The organism is Bradyrhizobium sp. McL0616 (assembly GCF_049993385.1).
Taxonomy (GTDB): domain Bacteria; phylum Pseudomonadota; class Alphaproteobacteria; order Rhizobiales; family Xanthobacteraceae; genus Bradyrhizobium.
The window spans coordinates 5,329,869-5,343,181 of the sequence record NZ_CP188255.1 but is presented as its reverse complement, the minus strand read 5'-3'; the positions used below and the strand labels follow the sequence as shown (position 1 = coordinate 5,343,181).

Below are 13,313 nucleotides of genomic sequence, written 5' to 3'. Positions count from 1 at the left end.
TTAGCTATGCTCGCCGGCCTGTCGTTTCGCGCGCGGCACCTGTGGACCGACGATCGCGGCGTTGCCGCCACGGAGTTCGCCGTCGTGGTGCCGTTCATGCTGGTGCTCTACATCGGCGGCGTCGAGCTCGGGAACGGGCTGGCGATGAACGTCAAGGTCACCGCAACAGCCCACAGTGTCGCCGACATGATTTCGCAGAACACCCAGCTCACGTCGGCCCGGATGACCAGTATCCTTTCGGCGTCGAGCGCCATCATGGCCCCCTATGCCGTCAAGGATGGCAGCGGTGCCTCCTTGATGACGATCACGGTCTCCGAAGTCTCGACCGACAGCACGGGCAAGGCGACGGTGCAATGGAGCCAGTCAACCAGTTCGACGGGAGCAAGGCCGGTCGGGCAGAACATGACGCTGTCGTCGTTTACCGCGCCCAACCCGACGAATTCCAACAACGCCAATATCTCGCTCATTTTGAGCGAGGTGTCCTATGCCTACACGCCGAACCTGGGCTACACGATCAGCGGCACGGTAAATCTGACCGACAGCTATTATTTGTTTCCGCGCTGCTCGACGAATGGCCCGGCCAATTCAAACTTTCCATATTACGACGTGAAGTATCCGACGGCGACGACCTGTACCTGCATCCAACATCTGCAACAGAAGTCCTGCTAGCTTCCAGAAGAGTGGTCGTCGAGCCGATCCCGGCGTCTACTTGAACACGATCATCTTCTCCGCCGTCATCTCATGCATCGTATAGGGAATGCCGCCGACGCCGTGTCCTGATACGCGGCGGCCCGCGAAAGGCATCCAGTCGGTCCGGAAGGCGGTGTGATCGTTGATCATCACCGCCGCCGCGTCGAGGCGTTCCGCTGCATCCAGTGCAACCGCGAGATCGCGCGTAAAGATGGCGGACTGGAATGAGACGGGAAGCGAGTTGGCTTCGGCGATCGCATCGTCGATGTGCTCGAAGGGGTAGACGCAGGTCACCGGTCCGAACACCTCGAGGGTCGAAACCTTCGCATCGCGCGGCGGAGAAATCAGGATCGACGGGCGAAGGGTGGTCTCGCTCAACCTCCCACCGCCAATCTGGCGCGTCCCGGCCGCGGTCGCCTCGGCGATCCAGGCTTCGACACGCGCGACCTCCTGCGGCGTAATGAGCGGTCCGACCTCCGTCTCGGGGAGTGTCGGATCTCCCACCTTCAAGGCCTCGACCCTTGCCGCAATCCTGTCGACGAATTCCTTCTGAAGCGCGGAATGCACGTAGATGCGCTGGACCGATACGCACACTTGCCCGGCGTGATAGTATCCCCCCTTGACGATTGGCTCGATGATTTTCTGAAGATCGGCGCTGCGGTCGATGATGAGGGGAGCGACGCCGCCGTGCTCGAGAGCGCAGCGCGCACCGGGGGTGATAACCGATCGCAAGTGCCAGCCGACACGCGCCGAGCCGATGAAGCTCAGGAAGGCGACGCGCGGGTCAGTCGCAAATTTTTCCGGAAGGCTGTGCTCCTCCGGGAGGAACGTCTGGACCCAGCCTTCGGGCATGCCTGCCTTGTGAACAAGCTTTACCAATTCCACACAGCACAGAGGCGTTGTGCCTGCCGGTTTCACGATCACCGGGCAGCCGGTCGCGATCGCCGGCGCGATCTGGTGAACGATCAGGTTGAGAGGATGATTGAAGGCCGAGATCGCCGCGACGATGCCGATGGGCTCCTTGATGGTCCATGCCCGCCGGCCGTCGCTTGCGGGCGTGAGGCCCATGGGGATCTCGACCCCACCGCGGGTTCGCAGGAAGTCCGCCGCCGAGCGGATGCCGTCGATCGCCCGATCCGTCTCGATCAATGCATCCGTGAGCGGCTTTCCGCCCTCTCGTGCGATCAGGATGCCGAAATCCTGCCGCTTCTCGGCAACCAGATCGGCGAGCTTGTTGAGAATGGAGATCCGCTGATGCGGCTTCAGCCAGGCCTTTCGGTCCGCGAGCAGCTTTCGTGCGGTCTCGAACTTCGTCTCGAGCGCGGCGGCGTCGTCACTTGCGAGCTCGGTGATCTCTTTGCGGTCGAAGGCCTGTACGACTGTGATCATCATCGTCTCCATGGAGTGTCACGTCTTTGCGTGGCGCTGGAGCATCGTCGCACGCTCATAGTCCAGCTCCGCGCCGCGAGACGTGAGGTAAATTGACGTAAACCGCCGATGCCTCAGGCGGCGCAGAACCGACGTTCCGCAGGCAGTCGTCGGCACCGGGCCGGAGGGAGGGGGCACCTGACTCTCCGGCCGTCTGCACCGCGCGGATCAACTTGGCCTCCCAACGCTCTCACCGCGAAGTCTATGGCATGGGGCAGGGGGGCTAGCCATGTCGCGCAGCGGTGCGGAGCAGGTCAGTCGTGCGATTTGGCAATCGTCACATCTTGCCGGTGTTTTGCCCGACGAGTCAAACCGACTTGCCGACGCGCGAGTCATTGATCCGCCGAGCCTCGGCTACTGTGCATGGGGTTGTTTTCGGGTTTTTTGTTTGAGGGCTCCGCTCACGCGCTCTCCGTCTCCCGATGCACGTCGTGCACCACGAGCCCCATGCCTTCCTCGGGCATCTTAATCCAGTCGCGCCGCTTCAGCGTGCGCTTGGTGTCTTCGTAGCCGCTGGCCCAGTGCTCGCGCATCGAGGTGCCCGAGAATTCGTGATCCTTGGCGTCGCCCTCATAGGCCTTCTGCTGGTAGATCAGATGCAGGATCGCGATCTCCGGCATGTTGCGCAGACTTGCCTTGAGGTTGCGGTCCTCGTCGGACAATTGTTCGTCGGGAAGCTTCGCCAGCGCCTTGTAGAGCAAGACCTTGAGATTGTGCGTTTGGCGATAGACGTCGGTGTTGTGGCGCGTACGTGAGGAATACATGATGTCCTTGTGGCGGGCCATCACGTCCTGGATCGAGCGCGGCAGCACGCCACGGGCGCTGAACAAGTCGACCTGGAACACCAGCGAGTTGAGATCATCCCCGTGGTCGAGCAGATGCTGGAGCGGCGTGTTGGAGACGATGCCGCCGTCCCAGAAATGATCGGTGCCGATCCGCACCATCGGCAGCGCCGGCGGCAGCGCGCCGGAGGCCATGATATGCTCCGGCTCGATCTCGTCATGGGCGTTGTCGAAATAGATGAAGTTGCCGGACAGCACGTTCACCGCACCGACCGCGAAGCGCATTTTCTTCTCGTTGATGAGGTCGAAATCGACGAGCTCCAGCAGGCTCTCCTTGAGCGGCGCGGTATCGTAATAGCTCGTTGCGGTCCTGGCGCCGACGGGGCTGAACCAGGGATTGACCTGGTGCGGGCTGAAGAAGCCCGGCTGGCCCATCGCGGACGTCATCCAGGCGCTGGTGAGGTTGCGCCATTGGCGGAAGACGTCGCCATCCGGCGTGTAGTGCCAGATCTTGCGGTTGGTGATGCGCTCCCAGAAGATGCGGAGCGCTTCGAGCCGTTTCTCAGGCCGGTTGCCGGCGATGATGGCGGAGTTGATGGCACCAATCGAGACGCCGCAGACCCAGTCGGGCTCGATGCCGGCCTCGTGCAGCGCCTGGTAGACGCCGGCCTGGTAGGCGCCGAGCGCACCGCCGCCTTGCAGCACCAGCGCGACGCGATCGCAGCGGTCTGGCCGCCAGCCCCGTGCGGGAAGCTGCTGTGTCGGTTGCGACGTTCGGGCGTCCATGGCCGATATCTCCTGGCGAGCATGATCCGGAAAAGTGCGACGCGGTTTTCCGAGAAGATCGTGCTCCAATAACAAGCCAAACGATTGCGTCCCGCGGTGACGGCGTGATGACAAAGTTGGCCGATGCATCGTTTGCATGCACGTCAACCGAAGCGGGAATGGCGCCGGGTCGTCCGGCTGACGGAAATCCTTCACATCGCGGTCAATCACGACGGCTAGCAATTCGCATAAGCTCGATGGCCGCCGGGCGAGCGTCACAGACATCACACAGGAGACCAGCGATGCGCAGGGAAGATTTGCTGAGATTTCCGTCCATGCCGGCCGCGGGGCCAAGCTATCCGGCCGGGCCGTACCGCTTCGTCAACCGTGAATTCCTCGTCATCACCTACGAGACCGACCCGGACCTGATCCGCGCCGGCCTGCCTGAGCCACTGGAGCCGATCGACCAGCCGATCGTGCACTATGAATGGATCAGGATGCCGGATTCCTCCGGCTTCGGCAGCTACACCGAGTCCGGCCTCGTCATTCCCGCACGCCTGCATGGCGAGGAAGTCAATTTCGTCTCGCAGATGTATCTCGACGACGATCCGCCGATCGCGGCGGGCCGCGAGATCTGGGGCTTCCCCAAGAAATACGCCCATCCAAAGCTCGAGATCGTCAAGGACACGCTGACGGGCACGCTGGAATATGCCGGCCAGCTCGTCGCCATGGGTACGATGGGCTACAAGCACGAGAGCATGGCCGGCAACGGCGACCTCACCCGCGCCACGCTGTCGAAGACGCAGATCAATCTGAAGATGATCCCCGGCGTCGACGGCCATCTCGAAATCTGCCAGCTCGTCGCGATCAACCTCATCGACATCGTGCCGAAGGGCTCCTGGATCGGGCCCGGCAGGCTGCATCTGGTGCCGCATGTCAACGCGCCAGTTGCGGATTTCCCGGTGCGCCGCTGCATCGGCGCGCATCACTACATCGCCGATTTGACGCTGCCGTTCGGCCGCGTGGTGCACGACTACGTCAAGGAGGCCCAGGCGGCTGCCGCGACGGGCTTGGCCGCAGAGTAGGGCGGCCCATCATCAAACTGTAACATCGGCGTAATTGAGTACCCGCGAGAGATCCGGAGGAGGCCACCAACGGCCCCCCGGACATGGGCTGCATACGTGGGGGTCAGCATGGCTGAGCCGGCAAAGCTTGTCAGTGCGATATCGGATGTTGCGCCGGCCATCCCTGGCCTCGTCTGGGCCTTCCGGCTCCACAGTGACGGCAGCGCCGAGGCGCTGCCGATCGACCAGCCGATCGAATTCAGCCATGACGGCCGGCTCTGGTTGCATTTCAACCTCACCGATGCCCGCGCACGGCCGTGGATTGCGGACTCCAGCCTGCCGCCGCTCGCACGCGAGCTGCTGCTGTCCAACGACACCTTTCAGCAGCTTCACGTCATCGATCACTGCGTCTACGGCGTGTTCTCTGATCTCGTGCGTGACATCGACAGCGCCACGGAAGAGACCGCGTTCCTGCGCTTCGCCATGACCGAGCATCTCTTGGTCAGCGGGCGCCATCAGGCACTGTGCTCGGCGGATGCGACGCGAAGGGTGCTTGTAGGCGGCTACCGCGTCGACAATGTCGCCCATCTCCTGGAAAAGATCGTCGACGAGGTCGCCGACACGCTCGACCGGATAGCCGATAAGCTTGGCCAGGAGATCGACGGCATCGAGGAGCGCATCCTCGCCGACGAAGTCAGGCCGCAGATGCGTCGCACGCTCGGCCGGCTGCGCCGCACCTGCGTCCGGCTGCATCGTCAGCTGACCGGATTGCGCGTGCTGTTTCATCGCCTCGACCAGAAGAATACCGATCATCTGGCGCCGGGGCTGCGCATCCAGGCCGGCAAGCTGGCGCAGCGGCTGGACGGGCTCGATCACGACATCGTCGAGCTCCGCGAACGGAGCCGCCTGCTCGAGGAGGAGCTGCGCTTCAAGAACGAGGAAGAGAGCAACAAGCATCTCCACACGCTCTCGATCGTGACGACGCTGCTGCTGCCGCCGACGCTGATCACCGGCATCTTCGGCATGAACACCAAGGGCCTGCCGCTCACCGACGTCGACGAGGGATTTCTCTGGGCGGCGGCGCTGATGGTGAGTTCGATTGGCCTTGCCTATCTGTTCATGCGGCGCACCGGCATCTTCAAAAAGTAGCGCATGCCAGCTGGTGTCAGCCGTGAGTGCGATTGTCCAGACATTTGTGTTGCGATGCTCCCTCGTCGCCGCGACGATGCTTTTCGCAAGCACGAGCGCGTTCGCAGGCGCAAAGGACGAGAGCGCGGCTGATTGGCTGTTTCCAAAATGGTTCAACGACTGGCATGACGGGCTCGTCAACAAAGGCCTGAATTTCGGCGCGACCTACATCGCCGACAACATCGGCAACGTGTCGGGCGGGGTCTCGCGCGGCGCCATCCATTTCGGCCGCCTCGATCTGTCGGTCGACGCCGATCTCGACAAGCTCGTCGGCTGGACCGGCGGCCGCTTCTACGCCAACGGCTACGTGATCTACGGGCGCGGGCTGACGCGCAACTACATCTACAACCTCGCTACCATCAGCGAGATCGAGGCTCTTCCGGACCAGCGGCTCTACAACGCCTATTTCGAGCAGAGTCTCTTCAACGATAGGCTGAGCATCAGGGCCGGCCAGCAGGCCGCCGATGTCGAGTTCTTCGACAGCCAGACTGACGACCTCTTCATCAACGGCACCTTCGGCTGGCCCGCCATCAAGGCGAGCAACCTTCCGGCCGGCGGCCCGGCACCGCCGATCGCGGTGCCCGGCCTTCGCATCAAGGCCGCGGTTTCGGACGATGTCACCGTCTTCGGTGCAGTGTTCAACGGCAACCCGGCGCGGCCCGGTGACGGCGATCCGCAGACGCGCGACAACCACGGTCTGGCGTTTCGCATCAATGATCCGCCCTGGGTCATCGGGCAGGTCCACTTCGACTATCATCTCGATATTGGTGGAAGCTCGCTCGCCGGCAACTTCACGCCCGGCGGCTGGTATCATTTCGGTGACTTCGACAGTCAGCGCTTCACCGTGGAAGGTGTCTCGCTCGCGGACCCGACTGGATCAGGCATCCCGGCGAAGCTTCGCGGCAATTATGGAATCTACGCGGTCGTGGAGCAGGCCCTCTGGCGGCCGCCGGGAACGGCGACCGAGAAGACCGTGTCGGCGTCGATCCCCGGCGTCACGGCGTTCGGCCGCATCGCCTACAGTCCGCCGGATCGCAACCTGATCGACCTCTATCTCGACGGCGGCGTCGGTTTTGTCGGGTTTACCCCTGGCCGTCCGCTCGACCGGTTCGGGGTTGGGTTGGCCTATATGCGGATTTCGGGCGCCGCACGAAGCCTGGATGTCGACACCCAGTTTTTCGGCGGGATCCAGAGCCCGGTGCGCAGCAGCGAGGCCCTGATCGAGGTGATCTACGAGGCGCACATCAAGCCCGGCTGGCTCATTGCGCCGTACTTCCAATACGTGTTCAGGCCCTCGGGCGGCATTCCGAACCCGAACGATCCGACCGGCATTTCGCGGATCGGCGATGCCGCAGTGTTCGGGGTGACCACCACGATCAGGTACTGAGCCGGCTCGCGCCGGCCCAGTCACACGCGCCGTCTACGCCATCGCCGGCTTGGCTTGCGGCTTCGGCTGCCGCGACAGCCCCAGCACGATCAGCGACGCGAACACGCAGAGCGCACCCGCAACGAAGAAGGCGGGCAGATAGCTCTGCAGCAGCGTCCGCGACAGGCCGGCGCCGAACGCCGCGGTGCCGGCGCCAAGCTGATGGCCGGCAAAGATCCAGCCGAACACCAGATTGGCGCGCTCGGGCCCGAACTTTTGCGCGGTGAGTCGCACCGTCGGCGGTACGGTGGCGATCCAGTCGAGCCCGTAGAACATCGCGAAGATCGACAGCCCATAGAACGAGAAATCGCTAAAGGGCAGGAAGATCAGCGACAGCCCGCGCAGGCCGTAGTACCAGAACAGCAGATAGCGATTGTCGTAGCGGTCGGACAGCCAGCCCGACATGATGGTGCCGAAGAAGTCGAAGATGCCCATCGCCGCAAGCAGGCTCGCGGCCTGCACCTGCGGGATGCCGAAGTCGAGGCACATCGGGATCAAATGCACCTGGACGAGGCCGTTGGTCGAGGCGCCGCAGACGAAGAAGGTCGCAAACAGGATCCAGAACGCGCGCGACTTCGAGGCGTCGCGCAGCGTGCCGAGCGCGACTGCAGTGATCGAGCCGTGGTTCACCGGCGGTGCGGGCAGGGGCTCGGCGCCTTCATCGCCGAACGGGCGCAGGCCGAGATCACTCGGCCGGTCGCGCATCACGAGCAGGACCGCGAATGCGGAGACGCCGAGCATGATGCAGACGAAACCGAGCGAGAGGCGCCAGCCGAAACGTTCGGTCAGGCTTGCGAGCAGCGGCAGGAACACGAGTTGCCCCGTGGCGACACTCGCGGTCAAAATGCCGACGACGAGGCCGCGCCGTGCGGCAAACCAGCGCGTGGAGATGGTGGCGCCCAGCACCAGCGCGGTCATGCCGGTGCCGATGCCGATTACGACGCCCCAGAGCGCCACGAGCTGCCAGATCTCGGTCATGCCGAGCGAGAGCACCAGCGCCGAGACGACGATGAGCTGCGCGGTCAGCGTGACGTTGCGCAGGCCGTAGCGGTTGAGCAGGGCGGCTGCGAATGGCGCCATCAGCCCGAACAGGATGAATCGGATCGACAGCGCAGACGAAATCTGCGCCGTGCTCCAGCCGAATTCTTTCTGGAGGGGAACGATGAACACGCCGGGCGCGCCGACCGTGCCGGCGCTGATCAGCGCGGCGAAGAAGGTCACGCCGACCATCACCCAGCCGTAGTGGATATTGCGGCGGCCGAGCGCTGCCGCGAGCCAGTTCGAAATCATTGCCCCTCAATCATGGTTGGCGGGTTTTGGAAGGCCCGCGTCATTGTTATACTTTGGCACGGAAGCGGGAAGGCTAAAATGCCAGACTTCCCTCATTTTCTGACTTTCAGCGTCAGTTTGCGAGACGCTCCACGGCGATCGCCGTGGCCTCGCCGCCGCCGATGCAGAGCGCCGCGACGCCGCGCTTGAGATTGTTCGCTTCGAGCGCATGCAGCAGCGTCACGATCAGCCGCGCGCCGGTGGCGCCGATGGGATGGCCGAGCGCGCAGGCGCCGCCGTTGATATTCAGCTTCTCGCGGGGAATGCCGAGATCGCGCTGTGCCGCCATCGCCACCACGGCAAAGGCCTCGTTGATCTCGAACAGGTCGACGTCACCGGCGCTCCAGCCGACCTTGTCGAGCAGCTTGCGGATCGCCGGAATCGGTGCCGTGGTGAACCATTGCGGCTCCTGGCTGTGGGTGGCGTGGCCCTTGATCACGGCGAGCGCCGGCAGGCCGCCCCGATCGGCGAGCGACCGCTTCGTCAGCACGAGCGCGGCGGCGCCGTCTGCATTGGCGGAGGACGCCGCAGGCGTGATCGTACCATTGGCGCGGAATGCCGGCTTCAGTCCCGGGATCTTGGCGGGATCGACTTTTAGCGGATGCTCGTCATTGGCGACGACGCGCGGGCCGGCCTTCTCGGTCAGCGTGATCGGGGCGATCTCGGCTTTGAAAGCGCCGCCCTCGACCGCCTTGCGCGCGCGGCTGAGCGTCTCCATCGCGTAGGCATCCTGATCCTTGCGGGTGAACTGATAGGCTTCCGCCGTTGCCTCACCGAAATCGCCCATGGAGCGGCCGGTCTCGTAGGCGTCCTCCAGACCATCCATCATCATGTGGTCGATGATGCGGTCATGGCCGGCGCGATAGCCGCCCCGCGCCTTCGCCAAGAGATAGGGCGCGTTGGTCATGCTCTCCATGCCGCCGGAGACGACGATGTCCGCCGAGCCGGCGCGAATGATGTCGTGCGCCAGCATGGTCGCCTTCATGCCGGAGCCGCAGACCTTGTTGACCGTGGTAGCCCCAGTGGCATCGGGAAGTCCGGCGGCACGCGCCGCTTGGCGCGCTGGCGCCTGACCCTGACCGGCTGGCAGGACGCAGCCCATGAAGACCTCGTCGACCTTCTCCGGCGCGAGTTTTGCGCGCTCCAGCGCAGCCCCGATCACATGCGAGCCCAGCTTGTGCGCGGCCAGCGGCGAGAGCTCGCCCATGAAGCGGCCGAGCGGGGTGCGAGCAGCGGAAACGATGACAACGGGATCGGCGGCTTCGGCCATGACAAAACTCTCTGCGATGACGGGTAAGATTATGATCATCATATGATGCGGCGCAAAAAATGCAACCGCGGCCAGCATGAGAAATTGTCGTGGTTCGGATGAGATTTGCTCGTGCGATCGGAGGAGGCGGAGAGCTCTACCGCTTCCGATTCACAAACGCCTGCATCAGCCGCGTCGGCTCGTCCGTCAGGAACGACTCGCCGAACACCTTCACACTGAGGTTCACCGACTCCGTCAGCGGCAGTTCCTCCCACTGTCGCAGCAGCGCTTTCTGCGAGCGTAGCGCCTCGGGGCCGCATTCGAGCAGCGCTGTCACGAGGTGCTCGACCGCGGCATCCAATCCGCCCTCCGGCGCGACCTTGTCGACCAGACCCCAGGCCAGCGCCGTCGGTGCGTCGACGTTCTCCGCCGTCATCACCAGCCAGCGCGCGCGGGCCCAGCCGATCAGGCGCGGCAGCAGTGCCGCGTGGATCACCGAAGGAATGCCGACGCGCACCTCCGGCATACCGAAATGCGCATCATGCGCCGCGATCCGAAAGTCGCAGGCAGCCGCGACTTCGAGCCCACCGCCGAGGCACCAGCCGGGCATGCGTGCGATCACGGGCGCGGGGAACTGGCGCACGGCCTCGCACAGATCGCGCAGGCGGCTGATGAAGGCTTCGGCGGATGTCTGGTCGAGCTTGGCCATCTCCTTGATATCGGCGCCGCCGATCATGCTCTTCTCGCTCTGGCCGCGCAGCACCAGCACGCGGATGCTGCGATCGGAGGAGAGCTGCTGCACACCTTCGCGGACTGCGTCGGTGACGGGCGAGCCTAGAATATTCAGCGAGCCGGCGTTGCAAATCGCGACATGGACGACGCCGCGCGCGTCGCGCGTCACGCCGCAGTGGTTGTTGAGCATTTCCATCAGGAATCTCGAAGGTTTCGTGGACATGCGCGAGGCGCGCCGGTCGAGATCACTTCCGGGCCGAAATCTTCCGCTTGTCAAGCGGGCCGGGGAGACGGAGTTGCCAGCGCCAAGTTCGCAGCATAGTATGACGTTAATCATTCAAAAGAGGCCTCCATGACCGAGCCTGATCAACTTGACCTGTTTTCGCCAGCACAGCGGCGCGAGCGCGTGGTGGACTGGCAGGTTCCTGCGCCGGTTGCGAAAGCGGCGATGGGGCTATCGGGCATGGACGCCATGCTGGGGATTCGCGACGGTCGGCTGCCGCCGCCGCCCTTCGCGAAGCTGATCGGTTTCATCATGGCCGTGGTCGAGCCGGGCCGGATCGTGATGGAACTGGAGCCGCGCGAAGACCTCGAAAATACTATCGGCCTTCTGCACGGGGCGACCGCCGCCGCGCTGATCGACACCGCCATGGGCTGCGCGATTTCGACGCGGTTGGAGGCCGGGCAGGGCTCGGTCACCCTCGATCTCAAGATGACCTTCCTGCGCCCGCTCTCGGTCCGTTCCGGACTGATCTCGGCCGAGGGCAAGGTGATCAAGCTCGGGCGCCAGACCAGCTACACCGAGGGCTTCGTTCGGGACGGCAAGGGCGCGCTCGCGGTTCATGCAACTGCAACCTTTTCGATGATCGGCGGCAATTTTACCGGGAATTAATGCGACGTTCGGCCGATATACGTGTTATTAGATGACCTCTGACATCCAATGAGAGCCGCATGCGCTATTCCCGGGAACACAAGCAGGAAACCCACGATCGCATCGTGAAGAAGGCGTCAGTTCGGCTGCGCGAAAAGGGCGCCCATGGCATCGGCGTCGCCGACCTCATGAAGGAGGCGGGCCTCACCCATGGCGGCTTCTATGCGCATTTCGATTCCCGCGAGGCGCTGGTGATCGAGGCCTTTGCCTACGCCATGGACCGCTCGATGGAACACTGGCGCAAGCAGTCCGATCAAGTCGCACCGGAAAAGCGGCTCAGCCAGATCGTCGAGACCTATCTCTCCGCGCTGCATCGCGACAATCCCGGCCATGGCTGCTCGATTCCGGCGCTCGGCTCCGAGATCTCGCGCGAGAGCCCGAAGACGCGAAAAGCCTTTGCCGGCAAGCTCGACGAGATGATCGAGATGATGGTGGGCTTTATTCCCGAGATGTCGCGCAAGACTGCACGAAAGCAGGCGATCGCGACGCTGGCGACGATGGCCGGCACCATGCTGCTGGCGCGGATTGCCGGCTCGAGCGAGTTGTCGGATGAAGTGCTCAAGGCTGGCAAGGACAGTGCGCTGGATGGGTCGCGGCGCGAGCCGAAGGTGACGGCGGCGAAGAAGGCGAAGCAGAACTAGCGGGATGCCGTAGTGTAGGCAAAGGCGCGCTTGCGCCGTGCCCACCATCTCTCCGCGATTGCGAGAGAAGTGGTGGGCAAGCTTCGCTTTGCCCCCTACGAAGGCCGCCCGGCAAACAGCGCCCGCTCACGCTCCACGATCTCGCTGATGTAATCCGCGACCGCCCTGATCCGTGCCAGATCCTTGCTGTCGGCGTGCATCAGCATCCAGAACGTCCGGGTGATCGAGACCTCGTCCGGCAGCACCGCCACAAGCTGCGGATAGTCGCTCGCCATGAAGTGCGGCAGCACCGCGATGCCGAAGCCGGCCAGCGTGGCGTTGAGCTGCGCGATCAGATTGGCGCTGCGGAGACGTGCGGAGATTCGCGGCGACACCTGCGGCAGATAGTCGAGTTCCGGCGTGAACAGCAATTCCTCGATGTAGCCGACGAAGCGGTGCTGCGGCAGCACCTCGCGTGAGGTGATCTTCGGAAAGCGGTCGAGATAGCCAGGCGCGGCATAAAGCCCGAGGCGGTAGTCGAGCAGCTTGCGTCTGACGATGCGGCCTTCCTTCGGCATGGTCAGGCTGATGGCGATGTCAGCCTCGCGCTTGGAGAGACTGAACAGCCGCGCGGTGGCGACAAGTTGCAGGTCGAGGTCGGGGTAACGGTCAGCGAACGGTGCGAGGCGAGGGGCGAGGAAGGCGGTGCCAAATCCGTCGGGCGCACCGATCCGCACCGTGCCGGTCAGCCGTGCCACCGAGCCGCCGACCTGTTCCTGGTTGGCGACGATGGTCGATTCCATCGCTTCCGCGCTGTCGGCGACGCGCTGGCCAGCCTCGGTCAGGAGATAGCCGGTCTTGCGCCGGTCAAACAGCTTGGCCGAGAGGTGCTTTTCCAGCCGATCGACGCGGCGGATCACCGTGGCGTGGTCCACGCCGAGCTGCTTTGCCGCAGCCGAAACCGAGCCGCCCCGCACGATGGCCAGCACGAAGCGGAAGTCGTCCCAGTCGATGTGACCTTGATCCAGCATTTTCGCACATCTATGGTGCAATTTATCAGACTTGAATCCTATAAAATGCAGGTCGATAGGGTTTGTCAAAGCGGATCA

Annotated in this window: 12 protein-coding genes; 6 read left to right on the top strand and 6 right to left on the bottom strand. The window is 63.9% G+C overall.

Annotation, left to right across the window (positions count from 1 at the left end):
• Window positions 1-6: 6 nt before the first annotated feature.
• Window positions 7-669 carry a TadE/TadG family type IV pilus assembly protein gene (locus ACPPVR_RS26130; protein WP_426609438.1) on the top strand — a complete coding sequence of 221 codons (663 nt, stop codon included), beginning with the start codon at window positions 7-9 and terminating at the stop codon, window positions 667-669.
• Between the two features lie 36 nt (window positions 670-705).
• On the opposite strand, the gene ACPPVR_RS26125 is transcribed toward ACPPVR_RS26130, so the two are convergent.
• Window positions 706-2,079, bottom strand: coding sequence for an aldehyde dehydrogenase family protein (locus tag ACPPVR_RS26125; RefSeq protein ID WP_426609437.1), 1,374 nt, complete (start codon window positions 2,077-2,079; stop codon window positions 706-708).
• A gap of 440 nt (window positions 2,080-2,519) precedes the next feature.
• The gene (locus tag ACPPVR_RS26120; protein ID WP_426609436.1) at window positions 2,520-3,686 is read right to left on the bottom strand and encodes a patatin-like phospholipase family protein; all 1,167 of its coding nucleotides are present in this window, start codon (window positions 3,684-3,686) and stop codon (window positions 2,520-2,522) included.
• Window positions 3,687-3,967: 281 nt separating this feature from the next.
• Here ACPPVR_RS26120 and ACPPVR_RS26115 point away from each other — a divergent pair, with 281 nt between their 5' ends.
• The 3 genes from ACPPVR_RS26115 (at window position 3,968) to ACPPVR_RS26105 (ending at window position 7,304) form a co-directional block, all read left to right on the top strand.
• Window positions 3,968-4,750, top strand: coding sequence for an acetoacetate decarboxylase (locus ACPPVR_RS26115; protein ID WP_426609435.1), 783 nt, complete (start codon window positions 3,968-3,970; stop codon window positions 4,748-4,750).
• A 108-nt stretch (window positions 4,751-4,858) separates the two neighbouring features.
• A complete protein-coding gene (locus tag ACPPVR_RS26110) occupies window positions 4,859-5,878 on the top strand; it encodes a transporter (RefSeq protein ID WP_426609434.1) in 1,020 nt (339 codons plus the stop codon).
• A 76-nt stretch (window positions 5,879-5,954) separates the two neighbouring features.
• Window positions 5,955-7,304, top strand: a complete 1,350-nt coding sequence (locus ACPPVR_RS26105; RefSeq protein ID WP_426609433.1) for a carbohydrate porin — start codon at window positions 5,955-5,957, stop codon at window positions 7,302-7,304.
• Window positions 7,305-7,337: 33 nt separating this feature from the next.
• On the opposite strand, the gene ACPPVR_RS26100 is transcribed toward ACPPVR_RS26105, so the two are convergent.
• The 3 genes from ACPPVR_RS26100 to ACPPVR_RS26090 form a co-directional block, all read right to left on the bottom strand.
• Window positions 7,338-8,633 carry an MFS transporter gene (locus ACPPVR_RS26100; protein ID WP_426609432.1) on the bottom strand — a complete coding sequence of 432 codons (1,296 nt, stop codon included), beginning with the start codon at window positions 8,631-8,633 and terminating at the stop codon, window positions 7,338-7,340.
• 112 nt (window positions 8,634-8,745) lie between these two features.
• Entirely contained in the window at window positions 8,746-9,942 is a 1,197-nt protein-coding gene (locus ACPPVR_RS26095; RefSeq protein ID WP_426609431.1) for an acetyl-CoA C-acyltransferase, read from the bottom strand.
• Window positions 9,943-10,078: 136 nt separating this feature from the next.
• Window positions 10,079-10,849, bottom strand: a complete 771-nt coding sequence (locus tag ACPPVR_RS26090) for an enoyl-CoA hydratase (RefSeq protein ID WP_426609430.1) — start codon at window positions 10,847-10,849, stop codon at window positions 10,079-10,081.
• A gap of 156 nt (window positions 10,850-11,005) precedes the next feature.
• Between ACPPVR_RS26090 and ACPPVR_RS26085 the strand changes: the two genes are divergently transcribed.
• Together ACPPVR_RS26085 and ACPPVR_RS26080 are read left to right on the top strand one after the other, a co-directional pair.
• Window positions 11,006-11,545, top strand: coding sequence for a PaaI family thioesterase (locus ACPPVR_RS26085; RefSeq protein ID WP_426609429.1), 540 nt, complete (start codon window positions 11,006-11,008; stop codon window positions 11,543-11,545).
• A gap of 59 nt (window positions 11,546-11,604) precedes the next feature.
• On the top strand, window positions 11,605-12,225 hold the full coding sequence (locus tag ACPPVR_RS26080; RefSeq protein ID WP_426609428.1) for a TetR/AcrR family transcriptional regulator: 621 nt from the start codon (window positions 11,605-11,607) through the stop codon (window positions 12,223-12,225).
• A gap of 95 nt (window positions 12,226-12,320) precedes the next feature.
• Here the strand turns inward: ACPPVR_RS26080 and ACPPVR_RS26075 are convergent, their stop codons facing one another.
• Window positions 12,321-13,235: a LysR family transcriptional regulator gene (locus ACPPVR_RS26075; RefSeq protein ID WP_426609427.1), complete on the bottom strand. Its 915-nt coding sequence runs from the start codon at window positions 13,233-13,235 to the stop codon at window positions 12,321-12,323.
• Between the last annotated feature and the right edge of the window lie 78 nt (window positions 13,236-13,313).